Origin of the sequence: Aliirhizobium wenxiniae (assembly GCF_014201355.1) — a bacterium.
GTDB classification, from domain to species: Bacteria; Pseudomonadota; Alphaproteobacteria; order Rhizobiales; family Rhizobiaceae; genus Neorhizobium; species Neorhizobium wenxiniae.
In genome coordinates, this window is sequence record NZ_JACHEG010000002.1 from 1,521,846 (window position 1) to 1,542,966 (window position 21,121).

Sequence of the window (21,121 nt, forward strand, 5' to 3'; positions counted from 1 at the left end):
ACGTTCTGCCGGGGTTTTTCACCCTTATCGGCAACGATTTGCCCTGTTCATTATGGGACAACTCTCCGCCAGCAGCGAAAGCCGGGCACGGGTTGTCCTCACATGCTCAGCAATCTGCCCCGGCGACAGTTAACCGGGTCAAAACACCCAGTTGGTTTCAGTGCTCGTGGTTAATTTTCGGAAGATATGAACATTAGCTAAACGCGAATTGTGACTAATGCACATGAAAACTCACTGGCGCCAATTAACCTCTGGTTAAGCATAGTGTCTCAAATTTGGCAGACCATTTCAGCATATTCTAAAGGCTTTTGGAGCGGGTATGGATATTGCCAGTCAAAATGAGGCATGCCTCCGCTTGCCCGAAAATCTTACGGTCCGGGCTATCGTGCCAATGCGCGAGGACATACTGAAATTCATCGACGCACACGAGGCCGCCAAGATCGAGCTTTCGGATGAGGTGCAGGTCGATATCAGCTTCATTCAGATGGTCGAGGCCGCCCGCGTTTACGCCGGGACCGCCGGCAAGGTCATCACGCTTGCACAGCCGGCAAGCGGTGCACTTCTCGAAACTCTCCGCAGAAGCGGTTTCCTGGAAGGCATGTCGGACGACGACGCGAAATTCTGGCTTCACCAAGGGAAAATTCAATGAGTGCCAACATCCTGACCGTCGATGACTCGGCGAGCATTCGCCTGACCACGAGGGTCGCACTGACCAATGCCGGCTACCAGGTTACGGAAGCCGTCGACGGGGTCGATGGCATTGCCAAGCTGAATGCAGGGCAGTTCGATCTGGTCATCACCGACCTCAACATGCCCAATATGGACGGCCTGACGATGATCCGGGAATTGCGCAAGCTGCCCGCCCATATGGGCGTTCCGGTAATCTTCCTCACCACCGAATCCGATGGTGAAATCAAGCAACAGGCCAAGGCTGCAGGCGCTACCGGCTGGCTGACCAAGCCCTTCGACCCGGAAAGCCTGGTCAAGATTGCCAAGAAGGTGCTCGGCAAATGAGCTTCCCTGATCCTATCGCAGTATTCAGAACAGAAGCAGCCGAGCTTCTGGAACAGATCGAGGCAGGGCTTCTCGATCTCAATGTGAATCTCGGCGACAAGGATCAGGTCGACGCGGTCTTCCGCGGCCTCCACACGCTCAAAGGCTCCGGCGCCATGTTCGGCTTTGAGGCGCTTGCAGCCTTCACCCACCATTGCGAAACGGCCTTCGACCGGGTGCGCAAGGGCGAGGTTCCCGCGACCCATGCACTCGTCACCGCCGTTCTCGAAGCCAAGGATCACATGCGTGCACTGGTGGAAACACCTGCTGGCGATCATGAAGCAGTGAGCGAGGTACTGCTCGCCAATCTGCGCCACGCCGTCGACGGCAGCGGCGATCAGGCCGCATCATCTGTTTCCGCGGCTCCGGCCAAGACACTGTTCAAGATCCGTTTCAGCCTGCCGCAGAATGCCATGGCCAACGGCACTAATCCGCTGCCGCTGCTCGACGAGCTGCGCGATCTCGGAACCTGCCGCATTGTCGCCGACCGTTCCGGCATTCCCGCACTCGATGAACTCGTGCCGACCGACCTGCATGTTTCCTGGGATGTCGAGCTTCTGACCGATCAGCCGCGTTCCGCGATCGATGACGTGTTCATCTTCGTCATGGACGATATGGAACTGGCCGTTGAAGAGATCGCAGTTGCGGCACAAATGCCAACTGTCGCAGCACCGGCACCTGTTGCAACGGCCGCGTCCGTCGCGGCCGAACCGGTTGCTTCCGCGACATCGACAGCCGCTGCGGCACCGGCAGCACCGGCTCCGGGCGACGCGAAAGCCGCCAAGGCGAATGAAAATGTCCGCGTTCCAGCCGAAAAGCTCGACGAACTGATGGACCGGGTCGGTGAACTGGTGATTGCCCAGTCGCGACTCTCTCAGCTGGCAGGCGGCAGCGGCGATCTCACGCTACGTGCCGTCTCCGAAGACGTCGAACGTCTTTCCGGCGAGCTGCGCGACACGATGATGGTCCTGCGCATGGTACCGGTTACACATCTGTTCAGCCGCTTCCGCCGCCTTGTCCACGATCTGGCGAACGAGACCGGCAAGAGGATCGAACTCGTCACCGAGGGCGAAACCACGGAAGTCGACAAGAGCGTCATCGAGCGCTTGGCAGATCCACTGGTGCATCTGGTCCGCAATTCCTGTGACCACGGTCTCGAGACACCGGAAGATCGACTTGCAGCGGGCAAGACCGAGGCTGGCCATATCCACTTGTCCGCCCGCCAGCAGGCCGGCGAAGTAATTATCACGATCAAGGACGACGGTCGCGGCATCAACAAGGAGCGTGTTCGCGCCAAGGCGGAATCCTCTGGTCTCATCGCTGCCAATGCCAGCCTTACCGATCAGGAACTCTACCAGCTGATCTTCCAGCCGGGCTTCTCGACAGCGAGCCAGGTCACCAACCTGTCGGGCCGCGGCGTCGGCATGGACGTGGTCAAGCGCACCATCGACGCCCTGCGCGGCACGATCAACGTCGTCAGCCGTCCGGGTGAAGGCTCGGAGATTTCGCTCGCCATCCCGCTGACGCTTGCCATCATTGACGGTCTGCTCGTGCGTGTCGGCAACGGCCGCTACGTCATCCCGCTTTCAGCGGTCGAGGAATGCCTCGAGCTTTCGATCGAGGAAGACATGCGCTCTCGCGGTCGCAGCTTCATCTCGCTGCGCGACAGCCTCGTCCCCTTCCTTCGCCTGCGGGATCTGTTCCGTACGAACACGACGCCCGACCCCTTCCAGAAGGTCGTTGTCATCTCGACCGGCTCGGAACGCGTCGGCCTCGTCGTCGACCAGATCATCGGCGACCATCAGACGGTCATCAAGGGCATGTCGAAGCTTCACCATGACGTAGCGACCTTCTCGGGCGCAACCATTTTAGGCGACGGCGATGTCGCTCTTATTCTCGATGTCGGCCACCTCGTCGCCGAGGGCCAGCAGCAGGAGGCGCATCTGCGCGCAGCCGGATGAACCAAGCCTTAGCAAAACTTTCGGAAGACCTGTGGGAAGGACGCGACGAACTCGAGGTGCTTACCTTCGAGATCGCCGGTGAAACTTTCGCGCTCGAAGCCTTCATCGTTCAGGAAATCCTTGATCTCTTGCCGGAAACGAGCGTTCCGGGTGCCAAGGCCTTTGTCGGTGCCGTGATCAACTTCCGCGGCAAGGTCATTCCGCTTGCCGATATCCGCCTCGCCTTCGGCATGGAGGCGACGAAGCCGACCATCGACAGCCGGATCATCGTCATCGAGATCGAAATCGATGGGGAGCCGGTACTTGCAGGTATCCGCACAGACAAGGTGAATGAAGTCACCACGCTTTTGCAATCCGCCAGCGAACCGCCGCCAAGTGTGGGCATGCGCTGGCGGCCGGATTTCATCAACTGCCTCGTGAAGCGGGGAAGCGAATTCATCATCGTTCCCAATCTGCAGGTCATCTTTTCGGCCAGACACGAGCGTTCCGCAACCGCGCCGACCCACGGTTGATCATATTTGACGGAGATTACACATGCGTGCCTCGATCAAGTTAAAGCTCGCTTCGGCCTTCGGCTTCATCATCCTGATGCTGATGGTCACCGCTGGTTACGGCATCTTCAGCCTCGGCAACCTCAACGATACTCTGGAACAGGTTATCCAGGGTCCGGCGACGCGCCTCAAGCTTACTCAGACGCTCAATGCCGAGCAATTGCAGCAGCTTCGCCAGCAGAAAAACCTTCTGCTCGCTTCCAATCATGCTGACATGCAACGCTACATCGAAAGCAACGACGCGGCACGCAAGGCCTATGACGAAAGCTTCCAGATGATCCAGGCGCGTGCGACTGAGCAGGGCAAGGTCTACTGGGACAAACTTTCTGGCTTCACCGCAGAGTTTCGCAAACAGGACGATCGCATCCGTGCTCTTATGCTGGCAGGCGACCAGACCGGTGCCAATCAGGTTTCCAGCAACGAGGCGCGCGTAGTGATCAACCAGATCGACGCTCTTCTGGAAGAAGTCATTAAGCTCGAGGACAGCCGCCTTCAGGCCGCTGACGAACAGTCTGATGTCGACTATGCCCAGACCCGGATGATCATGATCTCGGTTGCCGTGGCGGCCTTTCTGATCGCAACGCTTGCCGCATTGTGGATCGCGATGAGCATCAACAAGGGTCTGCGCAACGCTGTCAGCGCCGTGCAGAATGTTGCCGAAGGCGATCTCACCCGTTTCGCGACGATTTCCAGCAAGGACGAGATCGGCGACCTGCTCACTTACGTCAACACGATGATCGAGCGCCTGCGCGGCGTGGTCGGTGATGCGTTGTCGGCTTCCGACAACGTTTCTTCCGGCAGCCAGGAGCTTTCAGCAAGCTCGGAACAGCTGTCGCAGGGCGCAACGGAACAGGCGTCTTCCGCCGAAGAGGCTTCCGCCTCGATGGAAGAGATGGCTGCCAACATCAAGCAGAACGCCGACAACGCCGCCCAGACGGAAAAGATCGCGCGTCAATCCTCAAGGGATGCGGAAGCCTCCGGTCAGGCCGTCAACCGTGCCGTCGGCGCGATGCGGACGATCGCCGAAAAGATTTCCATCGTTCAGGAAATCGCTCGCCAGACCGACCTTCTGGCCCTCAACGCCGCCGTCGAGGCTGCGCGTGCCGGCGAACACGGCAAGGGCTTTGCCGTCGTCGCTTCGGAAGTCCGCAAGCTCGCCGAGCGTTCGCAAGCCGCCGCCGCCGAAATCAGCGCGCTTTCGGGTGATACCGTTCAGGTCGCAACCGAAGCCGGCGAAATGCTGAACCGCCTGGTGCCGGACATCCAGAAGACAGCCGAACTGGTGTCGGAGATCTCCGCCGCCTGCCGCGAGCAGGATATCGGTGCTTCGCAGATCAACGAAGCCATCCAGCAGCTCGACAAGGTGACCCAGCAGAATGCCGGCGCATCGGAAGAAATGTCGGCAACGTCGGAAGAACTCGCCTCCCAGGCTGAAGAGCTTCAGGCATCGATCGCCTTCTTCCGCGTCGATCAGGCGGGTGCAAAACCGGCACCCAAACGGTCTGCCGCCACTGCCCCGCGCGCTGCTGCAAAGCCCGCCTACCGGGCGCCGGCTCAGAGCGGCCATTCCGTCCATGCTCAACAGGCCAAGGCCAAGGGTTTTGCCCTCGACATGTCGATGGGCGGCCCGGACGCGGACGACCAGCACTTCCGCGAAAGCGCTTGAGACAAATTAGCTGGTCCGGGCCGCCTTGTGGCCCGGACCACCGCCGCCGTGTGTATGCGTCGACGTCAGACCGGTTTGAATTGAGGTTCCGGGGCGAATGTCTTGCCCGAATACCGATCCATTCAGCTTTCACCATCGAGGTTGAAAGCTCCACGTCGCCATCCATGCATATCGGGGTATTTCCTTGCGCTTCACCATCAAACTCAAGCTGGCCTTGTCTTTCGGACTGATGATTGTCCTTCTGGCATTGACCGCCGGTTACGGCATCTTCAGCCTCTCCAACCTCAATACCGCCATCTCCGAACTCATCGCAGGCCCCGCAAAGCGGCTCGAACATGCGCAGAATGTCGGCGCGCTGCAGCTGCGCATCGTCCGCGCCCAGATGAACATGGCCACAGCGACCAACTCGGCTGATGTCGACAGCTATCTCAAGGCCAGCGACACCAACCGTGTGAAATTCAAGGAAGAGATCGCATGGCTGATTGCAGCCGCGACCTCCGATGAAGGCCGCAAGTCCTGGCAGGATGTCGGCGATCTCGGTGACAAGCTGTTTGTGATCGATGACAAAATTCGCGAACTGGCTAAATCCGGCAACGGCGCCGAAGCAGTACGGCTTGCGACGACCGAAGGTCGTTCAACGGTCGACGCGATCGAAGAGTTGGCAAATGCACGCGCCGATGCAAGCCGTGCGGCCATGCAGAAGGCCGATGCGGACACCAACGATCAGTATACAACAACCCGCAACTTCATCGTCGGCTTGGCCGCAATCGCACTACTCATCGCAATCGTTGCAGCTCTGTGGATTGCACTCAGCATCAGCAATGGTCTGCGGAAGATCATGGGCGTTGCAGAGGCCGTTTCGATCGGCGATCTCAACCAGGACGTCCAGATCAAGTCCAACGATGAAATCCGCGACCTGGTCAACACGATCAACGTGATGACAGCAAACCTGCGCAATACGGCCGATATCGCCGACCAGATTGCCAACGGCAACCTGACCGTTACGCCTAAACCGCTCTCCGACAAGGATACGCTCGGTATCGCGCTCGAAAGCATGGTCCAGCGTCTGCGCGGTGTCGTCGCCGACGCTCTTGCTGCTGCCGACAACGTCTCCTCCGGCAGCCAGGAACTGTCTTCCAGCTCCGAACAGCTGTCGCAGGGCGCAACCGAACAGGCATCGTCGGCCGAAGAGGCTTCCGCCTCGATGGAGCAGATGGCCGCCAACATCAAGCAGAACGCGGATAACGCCGCCCAGACGGAAAAGATCGCACGCCAGTCCTCCAAGGACGCGGAAGCTTCCGGCGAAGCGGTTGCCCGTGCCGTCGGCGCCATGCGCACGATCGCCGAGAAAATCTCGATTGTTCAGGAAATCGCCCGCCAGACCGACCTTCTCGCGCTGAATGCCGCCGTCGAAGCCGCGCGTGCCGGTGAACACGGCAAGGGCTTTGCCGTCGTCGCTTCGGAAGTCCGCAAGCTTGCCGAGCGTAGCCAGGCTGCCGCTGCCGAAATCAGCTCGCTCTCCGGCGAGACGGTGCAGACAGCTGCCGAAGCCGGCGACATGTTGAACAAGCTGGTGCCCGCGATCCACAAGACCGCCGAACTGGTTTCGGAAATCTCCGCCGCCTGCCGCGAGCAGGATATCGGTGCCAGCCAGATCAACGAAGCCATCCAGCAGCTCGACAAGGTGACCCAGCAGAACGCCGGTTCGTCGGAAGAAATGTCGTCGACGTCGGAAGAACTCGCCGCCCAGGCCGAAGAACTGCAGGCCTCAATCTCCTTCTTCAAGGTCGACACGACCGGTTCCCGCAACCACGCGGCGCCGGCTGCAAGGGCACCAGCCTACAAGCCGGCACAGCAGGTCCAGCGGACGAGTGCTCCGGCATCGGCCAACAACATCAAGTCGCAGCAGGCCCGCGCCAAGGGTTTTGCCCTCGACATGTCGATGGGCGGACCGGATAGCGACGACGCCGATTTCAGGGAAAGCGCTTAAACCATGGCCGCATCATCCGAATCCCAGTTCGTAACTTTCAGCCTCGGCGAAGAGATCTTCGCCGTGCCTGTCGAGGTGGTGCGGGAAATCCTCGATCATGAGGATGCCTTCAAGATCCCGCACGGGCCGGATTATCTTCTCGGCCTGCGCGATGTCCGCGGACAGGGCGTGCCGATCATCGATCTTCGGATCAGGCTCGGCATGAGCCCGACCACAAGGACCCCGCATACGCGCATGCTGGTTCTCGACGTGCCGATCGGCGACAAGGTCCTGGCGCTCGGTCTCGTTGCCGATCGCGTCTACGAGGTCGTGCCGTTCCGCGTCGAGCAGATCGAGAATGCGCCCGATATCGGCATTCGCTGGCGGTCAGACTACATCGCCGGCGTGGTGCGCAAGGATGGCGGCTTTGTCGTCATCATCGATCTCGCCCGGCTGTTTTCCGATACCGGCCCGGCGCTTGCCGGCGTCGCGCCCAGATCACAGGTTGCATGACGGATCCCAGCGTGAGCGTAGCATTAAAGACCCAGCCGCTGGACGACCGGCTCAGCAAGCGCAATTTCGAGGCGCTGTCGAAATTCATCTACAGCTATAGCGGCATCAAGATGCCGCTGAGCAAGTCGACCATGCTCGAAGGCCGGCTTCGCCGCCGGCTGCGGGTAACGGGCATCGCCACTTTCGATGACTATTGCGACTATCTCTTCAATCACGACGGCATCGAACGCGAGGCCATCTACCTGATTGATGCGGTCACGACCAACAAGACCGACTTCTTCCGCGAGCCGAAACATTTCGACTACATGCGGGATGTGGCGCTTGGCGATATCGTGCGGCAGTTTTCCGAGCGACGGCTGCGGATCTGGAGTTCCGCCTGCTCGACGGGGGCCGAGCCCTATACGCTGGCCATGGTGATGTCCGATTACCTGCAATCGCAGGCACCGGACCGGGACTATTTCATCCTGGCGACGGACCTTTCAACCGATGTGCTGCAGAAAGCACAGAAGGGCATCTATTCCTCCGACATGATGGCGCCTGTACCGCCCGAGATGATGCGCCGCTATGTCATGCGGGCAACCAACGCGCATCGGCAGGAAATGCGGGTCGCTCCGATGCTGCGCCAGAAGGTCGGGTTTGCGCGAATGAACCTGATGGATGCGAAATATCCGATCGGCGATCCGATGCACATCATCTTCTGCCGCAACGTGCTGATCTATTTCGACAAGCAGACCCAGAGCCAAGTTCTGACCCGGCTATGCAACAGCCTGGCTCCCGGCGGCTATCTGTTCATCGGTCATTCGGAAACCGTCAGCGGCTTCGATCTGCCGATCCGGCAGGTCGCCAACACAATCTTCAAGCGGATATAGGCAAAGCATGGGCGGTAAAATTCGTGTCCTGATCGTCGACGACTCGGCGAGCGTGCGGCAGACGCTCTCGACACTTTTGTCGGAAGACCCGGATATCGAGATCATGGGGGTCGCCAACGACCCGTTCATGGCCGCCAAGAAATTGCGCGACGAAATACCGGACGTCATCACGCTCGATGTCGAGATGCCGCAGATGGACGGCATTACCTTCCTGCGCAAGCTGATGAGCCAGCATCCGATCCCGGTCGTGATGTGCTCGTCGCTGACAGAAACCGGCTCGGAAACACTGATGCAGGCGCTTGAGGCCGGTGCCGTCGACATCATCCTCAAGCCGCGGATCGGGGCTGCCGACCATCTGGCCGAACATGCCGAGCAGATCCGCCAGACGGTGAAGGGGGCCGCACGCGCCAGCGTTTCCAAGCTGCGGGCGAGCCGCCTGAAAGAGCGTCCCGTCCAGGGCAAGCTGACGGCCGATGCCGTGCTGCCGCCGCCGAAGATCGGCGCGATGGCGAAAACCACGGAAATGGTCGTCTGTGTCGGCGCTTCGACCGGCGGCACAGAAGCCCTGCGCGAGCTTCTGGAAGCGCTGCCCGCCAATTCGCCGGGCATGGTCATCGTCCAGCACATGCCGGAAAAGTTTACCGCCGCCTTTGCCAAGCGCTTGAACAGTCTTTGCGAAGTCGAGGTGAAGGAAGCCGTCAACGGTGATCCGGTGCTTCGCGGCCACGTGCTGATCGCGCCGGGCGACAAGCACATGCTGCTGGAGCGCCGTGGCGCACGCTACGAGGTTTCCGTTCGCGAAGGCCCGCTGGTCAGCCGGCACCGGCCTTCGGTCGACGTCCTTTTCCGCTCCGCCGCACGTTCCGCCGGCGCAAATGCGATGGGCGTGATCATGACCGGAATGGGCGATGACGGCGCACGCGGCATGAACGAAATGCACCAGGCCGGCGCGTTCACGGTGGCACAGGACGAGGCAAGCTCGGTCGTGTTCGGCATGCCGAAAGAAGCGATCGCCCATGGCGGCGTCGACCGTATCGTACCGCTCGACCAGATCGCGCGTGAGATACTGGCTGCGGACAAGCGGCGGTAACGCCTGACACCGCCACGATCACTCTTCGAAAATATCCTCGATCCTTCGCTCCAGCACGCGGGCAATGGCAAATGCCAGCGGCAGGCTCGGATCGTAACGCTCATTTTCGATCGCGTTGACCGTCTGCCGCGACACGGAAAGCCGGGCCGCAAGCTCACTCTGCGACCAGCCTTTCTCGATGCGGAGAGCCTTCAACCTGTTCTTCATCGAAAACGACGACCACTGATGAAGCCGCCGAGCATCCAGAGAACAGCCATCAGTGGCCAGACGAAAAACATAGAAAGCCTTGGATAGCCGACATTTTCGAGAAAACCGTAGCTGAACGTCGCCAGCGCCGTACCGGCAAAAGCCAGAGAAAGCGCTTCAAGCTGGATCCGTCGCTGGAGCTCGTCGGACGACCTCACCTGCCGCATGACGGATAACGCCACCGCAGCTCCCGGAAGCATGGGCGCCAGCGCCACAGCAGTTTTCCAGCCGCCCTCGATCCCGCCGATATTGAGAACCCATACCGATCCGACCAGCACGATCATATAGGCGACCATGCTCGCGCTGAATTCGACAATGAAACGACGTCTGTGCATATTCGACTCCTGTAAAGCGTCCTTTACATAGCGAGATGATCAATATGTCAAGTTTGCTTTACATGACGGACGGAAGGGCGTGAGGGTAATGTCTGATTTGCGCCAACAGCGGTCATCCATTTCGTGATACTCGGGCAGCTAAGTTGGCCGCCCGAGTAAGCTTTTCGCTCAATGGCTGTGATCGACCGGCAAGATCGACTCGACGCGGGATCGCTCGGTTGTCATCGACCAGATTTCTTCTGCGAGGGAATCCGGGCTGATCGTCGAGAAACGTGGATCATCGATAGGCAAACCGTTTGCTGCGGCAACACGGAGCCCTGTCGAGTTTTGGATCATGGCGCCGATATGAAGCATACCGGCGAACACTCCTAGGCCTTTGATCTCATCGTGAAGTCCAAGCATGTAGTTACGTGTCGCGGCAAAAGCTGGACCTGGGCCGCTCATGCCGGGCATGGGCGTGACGGCCGACAGCCCGTCCGCTACAACGATCGCGCCACTGCCGCGAGAGAGCATCCCTGGCAGTACGGCACGCACGACTTCGATAGGCGCGAAGGTCAGGATGTTCGCAAGTTCTCGTAGAGCTTCAGATGTAAGCTCCGTCGCCGGCAGCATGCGGAAGTTGCCGAGGGGTGCGAAGATCGCTGTGTCGATCGGGCCAGAATTCTTTTCGATTGTGCGAACCAGCGCGGGAATTCCTGCGAGGTCATTTAGATCTGCGGGAAATGCCTGCGCATCGATGCCTTGAGAAAAGAGATCAGCAACCCGCTCATCCAGAGCCTCAGCATTGCGAGCGACAAGCGCTACGCGGTAGCCGGCGTTGCCGTAGCGTCTTGCGACCGACGCGCCTAGCCCGGTTCCAGCTCCAAAAATTGCAATCGTCTTTCGGTCCATCAACAATCTCCTGTGGCAGTATGTTTTCCTGACCAGATATGTCAAATAGACTGCAAGCTGCACAAGAACGCATAATTTTGAGGCCTAGTCACATGGATCTGCCCACCCCTCCCCAACAGCCGGGAACGAGCGCGGACTGTCGTCCGATCAGCCAAATGCTCGGCCGCATTGGCGACAAATGGACGATCATGACAATTACGATGCTGCTTAAGGGGCCGACGCGCTTTAATCAGTTACGAAGAATGATTGGCGGTGTCAGTCAACAGATGCTCACACGAACTCTTCGCGCTCTGGAGACGGATGGGCTGGTATCCAGACAGGTATACCCGACCATTCCCCCGCAGGTGGAATACAGCCTCACCGATCTCGGCCGTTCTTTGGCGGAGCCGTTAACGCAACTCACAATCTGGGTTTTGGATAATATAGAGCAGGTTGAGCGGAACCGCGCGGACGCCACTCAACCAAGCTGATTTTTAGGCGTGCTTCTTGCCAAGAAGCGGGCCGTCGTCGCGTGACGATTCATTCCGGTTGGCGCAGAAGATTGCGACCTTGTTGCCGTCAGGGTCACGCAAATAACCCACAGCGCATAGCCAAAGCGCTTATACCGAATTAATCGCAAACGTGATGAAGGTCCGCTTTGGGCTAACAGCAGCCCCAAGCCAAAACCACACACCCCAATCTTCACTGCCTATTAACCATGTTCGCCAACAATAGACACCGCGCATCATGAGGGTGCGGCCAGAGCCATCATCGGCTCGCAGCCGAACAGGTTCCCTTAAGAAATGCCCGTCATCACTTTCGCCAATACCAAGGGCGGCGCCGGCAAGACGACTGCGGTGCTTTTGCTTGCAACCGAGCTTGCGCAGGTCGGTTACCGCGTCACCGTGCTTGATGCCGATCCGCAGCGCTGGATCTCGCGCTGGCACCAGCTTTCGCATGGCCTGCCGCGCCTCAACGTGATTTCCTATGTGACGCAGGCATCGATCGAGCGGCATATTGCCGAGCACCGCTATACGACAGACTATTTCATCGTCGATCTTCCGGGCGCGCAGAGCCCGCTGCTAGCCAAGGCGATCGGCCTTTCCGACCATGTACTGATCCCGATCCAGGGCTGCGCCATGGATGCCCAGGGCGGTGCCAATGTGCTGGAACTGTTGCGCTTCCTCGATGACAAGGCGGGCATCAAGGTGCCGCATTCGGTCGTGCTCACCCGCGTCAATTCGATGGTCACGACGCGCGCGCTGCTGGCGGTGAAAATGCTGCTTCTGGAACGGGGTGTCGAAGTGCTCGGCACGCCGATCATCGAACGCGCCGCCTTCCGCGATATTTTCGATCTTGGCGGTACGCTTCACACGATGGACGAAAGCCGGATCAGCAATCTCGACAAGGCAAGGCAGAACGCCCGTAATTTCGCACTCGAAATGCTGCGGCACGTGCCACTCCGGGGCACCAAGCCGATTTCGGAACAGACGACCGCCCGCCGTTTCTGGCAGGCGGCCTGACCTCAGCTTTTAAGCTTTCACCTTGATCTGCAGCTTGACGTCGGACGCATGTCCGGCGGCGGCGCGTTCGAAGGCAGCAATCGATTCCTTAAAATCGAACGTGCCGGTGATCAAAGGCTTCAGGTCGACTTTGCCGGACGCGATCAGTTCCAGCGCGCGATCAAAAATGTTGGCGTAGCGGAAGACGGTCTCGATACGGACTTCCTTGGAGATCGCGCTCGCCACATCGAACGGCACCGGCTCGACGGGCAAGCCGACCAGAACGAAGGCGCCACCCGGACGCACGAGATCGAACATGCCCTGATAGGCCTTCGGGCTGCCGCTTGCCTCAAACACCACATCGGCACCCCAGCCGGAGGTCTGTTCGGCGATGACATCGGCAAAAGACTGTTCGCGGACATTGACCGGAATGATGCCCGGATATTGCGCGGCGATCTTCAGCTTGTCGGCGCTCAGGTCTGAGATGAACACGCGGGCACAGCCGCCGGCAAGTGCTGCCAGCGCCACCATGATGCCGATCGGGCCGGCGCCGATGACAGCCGCCACATCGCCCGGCTGCAGCCTGGCGCGGGTTGCCGCCTGCATGCCGATCGCGAACGGCTCGACCATTGCGCCTTCCTCGAAGGACACGTTGTCAGGCAGCTTGTAGGTGAAGGCCGCCGGATGAACCGTATAAGGCGCCAGCACGCCATGGATCGGCGGTGTTGCCCAAAAACGCACGTCGGGATCGACATTGTAGAGGCCAAGCTTCGACGCCCGCGATGACAGGTTCGGAATACCCGGCTCCATGCAGACGCGGTCACCGACCTTGAGGTTCTTCACTTGCGCGCCGATTTCGACCACGGTTCCGGCAGCCTCATGACCCAGCACCATCGGTTCGCGCAGCACATAGGGGCCGATCGCGCCATGGGTGTAATAATGTACGTCACTGCCGCAGACGCCGACGGTGTCGATCTCGATCTTCACGTCGCCCGGCCCAACCTCCAGCGGAAGATCGATCTCCCTGAGCGACAGTTTGCCTTTTTGCTCCAAGACCAGAGCCTGCATGTCTCTTCCTTCCCTATTGCCCGGAACCGCCCGGCCGCCTTTTCGGCAGGCCAGGTCATGGGGTGTTTATTCCAGCCTCGACATACATAGCGGCGCAAAAGCCGTTGCGCGACTGGGTTCAATTGACAAATGAGAAATATTTCAGGGAGCAAACTTTTGCTCACTTAGCCCGCGCCCGACGAAAAACACACCTCGCCCGACAGCCGTGATCTTTATAGAAGTCCGCTGTGGCAGGCCGCAGACCAGTTCCTATATTGAACCCGGCGCAAGCCGCTTTTATGGCGCGATGAGCAAGGACCGATTTCGATGACCGATAAATCCCCCGCCGACAATTTCCCCGCAGGCTACGAACCCTCCAAGGTCTGGACCTGGGAAAAGGGCAATGGCGGCCAGTTTGCCAATATCAACCGGCCGATCGCCGGCCCCACCCATGAGAAAGAACTGCCGATCGGGAAACACCCGCTGCAGCTCTATTCGCTCGGCACGCCGAACGGCGTCAAGGTAACGATCCTGCTCGAGGAGCTTCTGGCGGCCGGGCATGTCGGCGCCGAATACGATGCATGGCTGATCAATATCGGTGAGGGCAACCAGTTCGGCTCCGGCTTCGTCGATATCAACCCGAACTCCAAGATCCCGGCGCTGATGGACCATGCGCCGAAGGATGGGGCTGAACCGATCCGCCTGTTCGAATCCGCTTCGATCATGACCTATCTGGCAGAAAAATTCGGCGCCTTTCTGCCGACAGAAACCCGCAGTCGGGCGGAAACCCTGAACTGGCTGTTCTGGCAGATGGGCTCGGCGCCGTTCGTCGGCGGCGGGTTCGGCCATTTTTATGCCTATGCGCCGGTCAAGATTAAATATGCGATCGACCGTTACGCGATGGAAACGAAGCGCCAGCTCGATGTGCTCGACCGGCATCTTGCCGAAAACCAGTTCATGGCAGGCAAGGAATACACGATTGCCGACATGGCGATCTGGCCGTGGTACGGAAATCTGGCGCTCGGCCAGGTTTATGGCGATGCGGGTGACTTCCTTGAGGTTCAGAGCTATAGGAACCTGCAGCGCTGGACGGCAGAAGTCTTTGCCCGGCCGGCAGTGAAGCGCGGGCGCATGGTCAACCGGACATCCGGCGAACCGTCCGAGCAGCTGCGCGAACGTCACGACGCTTCGGATTTCGACACCAAGACGGCCGACAAGGTCGCAAACACTTAAAGGGACCAAGACATGGCAAACCTGCCCGAAATGACCAAACATCGCGGTTTTCCGGGTGGCCTGCCAGGAACTGGAACCCAGTTCACCATCCGTCGCGCCAATCCCAAGGGGGTCACGCCGCTCAAGGCCATCCCCCGCAAGGCGCGGCCGGGCACCAAGGAACACCGCGTCGATGCGGCCTTCCTGCATGCGCTGTGGTTTTATTTCGGCGACGAGCCTTTCGAGCGCGGCAATCTCGATGCCGCGCGGCTGTGCCTTCTCTTCGGCCGTGAAGTGATGCCGGCGGACAAGGATTTCGATCCGCTGTCCTATGAGTCGCTGCTCGTCATCAACGAAAAGGTCGCCCGCCAGAATTTCCCGGAAAGTTTTGACGAGATTTTTGAGGTCTGAGGCAGCCCTTCACGGGCTGCCCCAACTGACTTCTGCAATCAAGCCGGCCAAGCCGCCTGAAGGCTGCGGGTGCGGGCTACCCAGACGGCGCCTTCCTTGGCATGGTGAAAACCGTTGGCAAGCGGGGCCGCGGCGTAAAGCTGTCGCAGTTTCGCGACACCTGCATCCGCATCCACCGTTCCGTCCAGAACCTCACGGTGCAGCTTTGCCACCGCCACCATGTCGCAATCCTGTGGTGACAGGCGGAACGAGCGCACACCGGCTTCGACCAAGTGATCCAGTTCGCTCAGCAGCGACTGGCAGGCATGTGAGACCGTCTGCACGCCATTCAGCGCCAGGAAGGACTGGCGGTCCAGCGTGCGCACCGGCAGCCCATCCGGATCTTCACCGCAGACGAACTGGCAATTGTCCTTGATCTTGCCCTTGGAACGGGCATGGGCACAGCGTGCGGAAATGGCGAGCGGCATGCGGCCGAAGGCAAAGACCTCGAAATCGATATCCGGCAATTCGGCGGTGATTTCCTTTACCGAAGAGAATGGAAGTTCCGGCGGCAGACAGATGCGTGTTGCGCCGCGGCTCGCGAGCAGCCTTGCGGTCGGCGCGTTATAGACATTGACCAGAGGCCCGATCGTATGGGGCTTGTCTTTCAGGATCGCCAGTGCCGACAGGTCGTTGGCTTCCATCAGATGCTCGCTGACCTCGGCCATTTCACGGATTTGCTTGCTTTCGCGGTTAAGCGTCACCAGCGCAAGGGTGGACAGGATCACCGTCTTGCCGGCACTCTCCAGACGTTCCACCACTTCGGCCAGATGCGGTTCGATGAAATGCTGGCGTTTAGAGCAGACGGTCTCGCCGATCACCACCCGGTCCACCGGCGCTTCATCGGCAATGCGGAAATGAAAGTCCCGCCACTTCTCAGCATCCCAGAGATAATAGACCGGCCCGAGCGTCAGGCTGGTTTCTTTCATATCGGTCATGACGCTTATCTCCAGCGTTTCTCGTAGGCGCCGGACGTCGTCTTCTGTCCTTCGCTCATGGTCCGCAGGCGCGCCAGAAGCGACGCGCGGCGATCCGGCGGGCTGTTCAACGCCGCCTTCATGGTCGACACGACTTCGGCCACATAGGCCTTGCCGCGCTGCCGACCTTCGATCTTAAGCGCTTTCACGCCGGCCGCCTTCAGCGCTTCCAGCTCGCCCATCACGTCGAGCGAAACCGGGTCTTCGAAGGCATAACCATTGCTGTCGGCAATATCGAACCGGCCCTTGCACAAGGTCGGATAACCGGCCGCTTCGCCTGCCGGAAAGCGGTTGATGGTAAACTCGCCGAGTTCGGAGACGAGTTCGCCGCCATCCTTGCGGTAGCGCACATGGCTTGCCGGCGAACAGACGCCGTTCATGTTGGGTGATTTGCCCGTCGCGTAGGAAGACAGCGAACAGCGGCCTTCCGCCATGACGCAAAGCCCGCCGAACACGAAGACTTCCATCTCGCAGCGGATGTTTTTGCCGATGCGCGCGATATCGGCGATCGTCAACGTGCGCGGCAACACGACACGCTGGGCATTGAAGGCATCGACGAGGAAATTGATCGCATCCGGGTTGGAGGCAGATGCCTGGACCGAGACATGCAGACGCTGCTGCGGATATTTTTCCGCCACATGCGCCATCAGGCCAAAGTCGGCCAGGATCAGCGCATCGGCGCCCAGCGCCACGGCATCGGCCGCGCCCTTGTACCAGATCTCTTCGGCGCCTGCCCGCATGAAAGTGTTGAGTGCCACGAAGGTCTGCGTGCCTTTCCGCTTGGCATAGGCAATCGCTTCCCTCAGTTCCTCGCGGGAAAAATTCAGGCCGGGAAAATTGCGGGCATTGGTTTCATCGCGAAAACCGCAATAGACGGCATCGGCACCGGCATCGACGGCCTCGTGAAAGGCTGCCGGCGTGCCTGCGGGGCAGATCAGTTCCATGCTGCGGCTTCTCCTGCAGAACTGTTTTGATCCTTGAGCGCACGGTCACGGATTTCGCCGATCACCCGCCTAGCAACGGGAGCGAAGGGACCGGCGAGCTTCGCCAGATCCTTCTGAAGATCGATATTGCTGGCGTCGAGCGCATTGCGCATGGCCAGCATCGCCTCCATGTCGCCGGTCACCGAAAGATCGCGGGAAAAGAAAAGCGCGTCGGCATCACAACGCCCTTCCATCAGGGCCAGAAGCAGGAAAAGCGGTGCCTCGGTCACCGCATCCGCCTCGATTTCCACCGGCTTGCGCAGCACCGAAATCTCTTGCCTGCCCGGTACGACAACAAAGGCCAGAGGAAGATCGGTCGGCAAAAAGGCGAATCGCTTTTGCCGATGCTCGTCCAGCCGCTCGAAAAGTCCCGGATGCGCCTTGGCGATGCGGCCGAACATGAGCCTGCAAATCCGCTCGATCAGCGGGATCGGGATCATGTGGAGAGGAGCGGAAAGTATGGGTGGTATCTGCATGGGCGGACGACATTCTTGTTTCAGGGCTCCGCGAAGGTAAATCCCCGGTCCGCAAATCTACTTGAGCTATGACAAGGACGATCGCAAAATCTCTCGGCAGAGAAAGGCATGACCCAACACACCGCCTCCGCCCGCGCCTTGACCCCAGCCCTTCGGCGCCATGACGACCTGCAGCATTTTGCCCGGGAACTCGAAAATCGCGGCTTGTTGAAGCGGATTTCCCGGCCGGTCAGCCTAGTGCACGAGGTGACCGAAATCCATCGCCGCGTCCTTCAAGACGGCGGCCCGGCCCTGTGGTTCGAAAGACCGGTCGATGCGGATGGCAACGAGGTTCAGATCCCGCTTCTCGCCAATCTGTTCGGCACCCGCGAGCGAATCGAACTCGGTTTCGGACTGGAGCCAGGCAGGATCGGTGACCTGGCAAAGCTTCTGGGAGACCTTCGCGAGCCGAAGCCACCGGCATCACTGAAGGATGCCGTCGGCAAACTGCCGATGCTGCGTTCAGCCCTGTCGCTCGGCGTGCGTCGCCAGACCAGCTGGGCGCGCAGCCAGGAGCAGCTTCTGATCGGCGACGAGATCGATCTCGGAAAACTGCCGATCCAGTGGTGCTGGCCGGGCGAACCCGCCCCGCTCGTCACCTGGCCGCTCGTCGTCACCCGTGGCTTCGACGACGAGAATGACGTCAATCTCGGTGTCTACCGGATGCAGAAACTCGGCCGCGACCGGCTGATCATGCGCTGGCTTGCACATCGCGGCGGTGCCGGACACCATCGGCAATGGCAGAGGGCGGGACAGGACATGCCGGTCGCGATCGCCATCGGCGCCGACCCGCAGACCATTCTATCGGCCGTCATGCCGCTGCCGGAGGGCATGAGCGAGCTTGCCTTCGCCGGAGTTCTCCGCCGTCGCCGCAGCCGTGTGGTGAAGGCGAAAACCCAGCCGCTCTATGTTCCGGCCAATGCGGAAATCATCATCGAAGGCACGGTCTCGGCATCCGAGATGGCCGACGAGGGGCCCTATGGCGATCACACCGGCTATTACAATGCCGTCGATCGTTTCCCCGTCATGCAGGTGACCGCGATCACCATGCGCAAGAAGCCCGTCTATCTCTCCACCTATACCGGCCGCCCGCCGGACGAACCGTCTGTCATGGGCGAGGCGATGAACGAACTTTTCATCCCGCTGGTCAAAAAGCAATTTCCTGAAATCGTCGATCTGTGGCTGCCGCCGGAAGCCTGTTCCTATCGCGCCATCGTCGTGTCGATCGACAAGCGATACCCCGGCCAGGCACGGCGGATCATGCTCGGGCTCTGGTCGATGCTGCCGCAGTTCAGCTATACGAAACTGATCATCGCGGTTGATCCTGACGTCAATGTGCGCAGCTGGCCAGATGTCATCTGGGCGCTTTCCACCCGCTTCGACGCCTCGCGCGACATGGTGGTGCTCGAAAATACGCCGATCGACTATCTCGATTTCGCCTCACCGAAACATGGCCTCGGCGGCAAGCTCGGCCTCGACGCGACCGACAAGATTGGTGCGGAAACGGACCGCGAATGGGGCAGGGTCCTGGCGATGACACCCGAAGTGAAGGATCGCGTTTCCGCCATGTGGAGCGAACTTGGCCTCGGTTCCATTGGAGAAAAGGCGTGAAGCGCGTCGTGCTCGGCGTCGCTGGAGCCTCGGGCGCGGCGATCGCGATGCGGATCGGCGAGCTGCTTTCCAGCCTGCCGGATGTGGAACTGCATCTCGTCGTCTCCGAAGCGGGAAAACGAACCATCGCCCATGAACTCGGCCCGGATGCGCTCGGTAATCTCGCGAAAATTGCAAGACATATTTACTCGGCTAATGATATCGGAGCCACGATCGCCAGCGGCTCGTTCAAGACTGCAGGCATGATCGTTGCCCCCTGTTCCATGCGGTCGCTTGCGGCAATCGCCACCGGCCTTTCCGACACTCTTCTCACTCGCGCCGCCGACGTGCACCTCAAGGAACGCCGCAAGCTGATCCTGATTGCCCGCGAAACACCGCTGCATCTCGGCCATTTGCGCAACATGGTCACGGTTACCGAGATGGGGGCGACGATCATGCCGCCGGTACCCGCCTTCTACCGGCGCCCTGAAACCATCGCCGATATCGTCGACCATATCGCCGCTCGCGCCATCGACCAACTCGATCTCGGACAGTCGCCACTTGCCGTCGAATGGGACGGCAATGCCTGAGGGAAAAGCGCGGACACAAGCGCCTTTCGACTATTTCCGCATCGCCTTTTTCCTTGCCGCGCTCACCGCAATCCGGGCGATCGCCTTCCCGGCGGATATCTGGCAGGGCGATTATTCCCGTCATGCCAACGAGCTGATCTTCGGCTTCATGCTGGTGCAGCTGTTCGGTTTCATGCTCAAGGCGCTGCCGCGCTGGGTCGGCCGGCCGATCCTTGCCCCACCGCTCATCCGGCTGTTCTTAGCTGTTCAGGCAATCGCCTTTCTGCTCGGCCTTCATGATCTCGCGCTCGGCGCCCAGCTAAGGTCCATTATTGGCCTTGCCGCTGTAACAGCCCTTTCCGTTACAGCGATCCGGGCGCGGGCGATCATGGCCTTTCCGCTGCTCGCGCTGGCTGCCGCCCATGCTGGCACCGGCATTATTGCAGCCTTTGATCTCTGGCCGGGCGCCACCATGCTCGGCTTCTGCCTGATCCTTGCGATCTGTTTCGAGGTCGGCAATCGCATCTTTCCGATGGTGATCGATTCAGGGCGAACGCGCGACGGACGGCCATCGCGACCGCTACCAGCCGGATGGATTTCGCTCACCCAACGGATCAGCAGTCTCCTGACGCTGCTCCTCTGGGCCTTCGACCTGCCCTATGCGCTTGCCGCAGCAATCGCCGGGATCAGCGGCATGGCCTGGCTTATCCTGCTCGCCCCCTGGCATGCCTTCAAATATGGCGGCGTGCGCTTCATGAGTTTCGCCATGCTGTCGAAACGCGTCGGTTTCCTGCTTCTTTCGATCCAAGCGATGCCGGGAAGCACTATGCCGCTTGCCGTGCCTCAACATGTACTGGCGATCGGCGGGCTGGCCTCGCTTGCCGTCGCCATCGCCACGTCGATGGTCAGAAAACGCAATGGCCAATCCTTCCAGCGCTCGTTCCTCGGCACGGCAACCTATCTCTGCCTTGCCGGCGCACTTGCGCTTCGTGTCGGCTACGCGATCTATCCCGAACATGGGCAAGGCTTGCTGCACGCCGCACAGGCCTTCTGGCTTGCGGGCTTCGGTGGTTATGCCGTGCTTGTTTTGCGCCGGCGTAACACGCCGAACTGCTCGCATTGATTTCAGGCTCGCTTATTGAGACGATAGGCG

At 60.1% G+C, this 21,121-nt stretch carries 23 protein-coding genes; 16 read left to right on the plus strand and 7 right to left on the minus strand.

Features of this window, described 5'->3' with window-relative positions; translation table 11 throughout:
* Window positions 1–391: 391 nt before the first annotated feature.
* The 9 genes from HNQ72_RS15325 to HNQ72_RS15365 all read left to right on the plus strand — a co-directional run bounded on the left by HNQ72_RS15325 (window position 392) and on the right by HNQ72_RS15365 (window position 9,672).
* Entirely contained in the window at window positions 392–649 is a 258-nt protein-coding gene (locus HNQ72_RS15325) for a hypothetical protein (RefSeq protein ID WP_244654362.1), read from the plus strand.
* Window positions 646–1,014, plus strand: coding sequence for a response regulator (locus tag HNQ72_RS15330; RefSeq protein ID WP_183993014.1), 369 nt, complete (start codon window positions 646–648; stop codon window positions 1,012–1,014). The genes HNQ72_RS15325 and HNQ72_RS15330 overlap by 4 nt, the downstream gene beginning before the upstream one ends.
* Window positions 1,011–3,014 (plus strand): chemotaxis protein CheA, encoded by a 2,004-nt coding sequence (locus tag HNQ72_RS15335; protein WP_183993015.1) that lies wholly within the window; start codon window positions 1,011–1,013, stop codon window positions 3,012–3,014. Before HNQ72_RS15330 ends, HNQ72_RS15335 begins: the two co-directional genes overlap by 4 nt.
* Window positions 3,011–3,526: a chemotaxis protein CheW gene (locus HNQ72_RS15340; RefSeq protein ID WP_148146271.1), complete on the plus strand. Its 516-nt coding sequence runs from the start codon at window positions 3,011–3,013 to the stop codon at window positions 3,524–3,526. The genes HNQ72_RS15335 and HNQ72_RS15340 overlap by 4 nt, the downstream gene beginning before the upstream one ends.
* A 22-nt stretch (window positions 3,527–3,548) precedes the next feature.
* Window positions 3,549–5,231, plus strand: coding sequence for a methyl-accepting chemotaxis protein (locus HNQ72_RS15345; RefSeq protein WP_183993016.1), 1,683 nt, complete (start codon window positions 3,549–3,551; stop codon window positions 5,229–5,231).
* Between the two features lie 184 nt (window positions 5,232–5,415).
* Entirely contained in the window at window positions 5,416–7,221 is a 1,806-nt protein-coding gene (locus HNQ72_RS15350) for a methyl-accepting chemotaxis protein (RefSeq protein WP_183993017.1), read from the plus strand.
* A gap of 3 nt (window positions 7,222–7,224) precedes the next feature.
* Window positions 7,225–7,713, plus strand: a complete 489-nt coding sequence (locus tag HNQ72_RS15355) for a chemotaxis protein CheW (protein WP_183993018.1) — start codon at window positions 7,225–7,227, stop codon at window positions 7,711–7,713.
* Window positions 7,710–8,582: a CheR family methyltransferase gene (locus HNQ72_RS15360; protein ID WP_183993019.1), complete on the plus strand. Its 873-nt coding sequence runs from the start codon at window positions 7,710–7,712 to the stop codon at window positions 8,580–8,582. Before HNQ72_RS15355 ends, HNQ72_RS15360 begins: the two co-directional genes overlap by 4 nt.
* Before the next feature lie 7 nt (window positions 8,583–8,589).
* The gene (locus tag HNQ72_RS15365) at window positions 8,590–9,672 is read left to right on the plus strand and encodes a protein-glutamate methylesterase/protein-glutamine glutaminase (RefSeq protein WP_183823989.1); all 1,083 of its coding nucleotides are present in this window, start codon (window positions 8,590–8,592) and stop codon (window positions 9,670–9,672) included.
* 18 nt (window positions 9,673–9,690) lie between these two features.
* Here the strand turns inward: HNQ72_RS15365 and HNQ72_RS15370 are convergent, their stop codons facing one another.
* From HNQ72_RS15370 to HNQ72_RS15380, 3 genes are all read right to left on the minus strand, one after another.
* Complete coding sequence (locus HNQ72_RS15370) at window positions 9,691–9,867, minus strand: helix-turn-helix transcriptional regulator (RefSeq protein ID WP_280518263.1); 177 nt, start codon at window positions 9,865–9,867, stop codon at window positions 9,691–9,693.
* Between the two features lie 8 nt (window positions 9,868–9,875).
* Window positions 9,876–10,253 carry a hypothetical protein gene (locus HNQ72_RS15375; RefSeq protein WP_183993020.1) on the minus strand — a complete coding sequence of 126 codons (378 nt, stop codon included), beginning with the start codon at window positions 10,251–10,253 and terminating at the stop codon, window positions 9,876–9,878.
* Window positions 10,254–10,421: 168 nt separating this feature from the next.
* Window positions 10,422–11,189 carry an SDR family NAD(P)-dependent oxidoreductase gene (locus HNQ72_RS15380; RefSeq protein WP_246450328.1) on the minus strand — a complete coding sequence of 256 codons (768 nt, stop codon included), beginning with the start codon at window positions 11,187–11,189 and terminating at the stop codon, window positions 10,422–10,424.
* 47 nt (window positions 11,190–11,236) lie between these two features.
* On the opposite strand from HNQ72_RS15380, the gene HNQ72_RS15385 reads away from it, so the two are divergent.
* Both HNQ72_RS15385 and HNQ72_RS15390 read left to right on the plus strand, forming a co-directional pair.
* Window positions 11,237–11,614, plus strand: a complete 378-nt coding sequence (locus HNQ72_RS15385) for a winged helix-turn-helix transcriptional regulator (RefSeq protein ID WP_183993021.1) — start codon at window positions 11,237–11,239, stop codon at window positions 11,612–11,614.
* 312 nt (window positions 11,615–11,926) lie between these two features.
* The gene (locus HNQ72_RS15390) at window positions 11,927–12,646 is read left to right on the plus strand and encodes a ParA family protein (RefSeq protein WP_183993022.1); all 720 of its coding nucleotides are present in this window, start codon (window positions 11,927–11,929) and stop codon (window positions 12,644–12,646) included.
* Window positions 12,647–12,655: 9 nt separating this feature from the next.
* Here HNQ72_RS15390 and HNQ72_RS15395 read toward each other — a convergent pair whose 3' ends face one another.
* Window positions 12,656–13,693: an NAD(P)-dependent alcohol dehydrogenase gene (locus HNQ72_RS15395; RefSeq protein WP_183993023.1), complete on the minus strand. Its 1,038-nt coding sequence runs from the start codon at window positions 13,691–13,693 to the stop codon at window positions 12,656–12,658.
* Window positions 13,694–13,999: 306 nt separating this feature from the next.
* On the opposite strand from HNQ72_RS15395, the gene yghU reads away from it, so the two are divergent.
* Together yghU and HNQ72_RS15405 are read left to right on the plus strand one after the other, a co-directional pair.
* The gene (yghU, locus tag HNQ72_RS15400) at window positions 14,000–14,905 is read left to right on the plus strand and encodes a glutathione-dependent disulfide-bond oxidoreductase (RefSeq protein WP_183993024.1); all 906 of its coding nucleotides are present in this window, start codon (window positions 14,000–14,002) and stop codon (window positions 14,903–14,905) included.
* Window positions 14,906–14,917: 12 nt separating this feature from the next.
* Window positions 14,918–15,295 (plus strand): hypothetical protein, encoded by a 378-nt coding sequence (locus HNQ72_RS15405; protein ID WP_183993025.1) that lies wholly within the window; start codon window positions 14,918–14,920, stop codon window positions 15,293–15,295.
* Between the two features lie 38 nt (window positions 15,296–15,333).
* Here HNQ72_RS15405 and ubiV read toward each other — a convergent pair whose 3' ends face one another.
* Genes ubiV through ubiT form a run of 3 tightly spaced genes read right to left on the minus strand, consistent with a single transcriptional unit; the run spans window position 15,334 to window position 17,770 of the window.
* The gene (ubiV, locus tag HNQ72_RS15410; protein WP_183993026.1) at window positions 15,334–16,272 is read right to left on the minus strand and encodes a ubiquinone anaerobic biosynthesis protein UbiV; all 939 of its coding nucleotides are present in this window, start codon (window positions 16,270–16,272) and stop codon (window positions 15,334–15,336) included.
* Window positions 16,273–16,277: 5 nt separating this feature from the next.
* Window positions 16,278–17,255 carry a ubiquinone anaerobic biosynthesis protein UbiU gene (gene ubiU, locus HNQ72_RS15415; RefSeq protein WP_183993027.1) on the minus strand — a complete coding sequence of 326 codons (978 nt, stop codon included), beginning with the start codon at window positions 17,253–17,255 and terminating at the stop codon, window positions 16,278–16,280.
* Entirely contained in the window at window positions 17,246–17,770 is a 525-nt protein-coding gene (gene ubiT, locus HNQ72_RS15420; protein WP_183993028.1) for a ubiquinone anaerobic biosynthesis accessory factor UbiT, read from the minus strand. Before ubiT ends, ubiU begins: the two co-directional genes overlap by 10 nt.
* Window positions 17,771–17,878: 108 nt before the next feature.
* Between ubiT and HNQ72_RS15425 the strand changes: the two genes are divergently transcribed.
* The 3 genes from HNQ72_RS15425 to HNQ72_RS15435 are packed head-to-tail and all read left to right on the plus strand — an operon-like array spanning window position 17,879 to window position 21,091.
* The gene (locus HNQ72_RS15425) at window positions 17,879–19,420 is read left to right on the plus strand and encodes a UbiD family decarboxylase (RefSeq protein WP_183993029.1); all 1,542 of its coding nucleotides are present in this window, start codon (window positions 17,879–17,881) and stop codon (window positions 19,418–19,420) included.
* Window positions 19,417–19,989 carry a UbiX family flavin prenyltransferase gene (locus tag HNQ72_RS15430; RefSeq protein ID WP_280518262.1) on the plus strand — a complete coding sequence of 191 codons (573 nt, stop codon included), beginning with the start codon at window positions 19,417–19,419 and terminating at the stop codon, window positions 19,987–19,989. Before HNQ72_RS15425 ends, HNQ72_RS15430 begins: the two co-directional genes overlap by 4 nt.
* On the plus strand, window positions 19,982–21,091 hold the full coding sequence (locus HNQ72_RS15435; RefSeq protein WP_183993031.1) for an NnrS family protein: 1,110 nt from the start codon (window positions 19,982–19,984) through the stop codon (window positions 21,089–21,091). The genes HNQ72_RS15430 and HNQ72_RS15435 overlap by 8 nt, the downstream gene beginning before the upstream one ends.
* The last annotated feature ends 30 nt before the right edge of the window (window positions 21,092–21,121 follow it).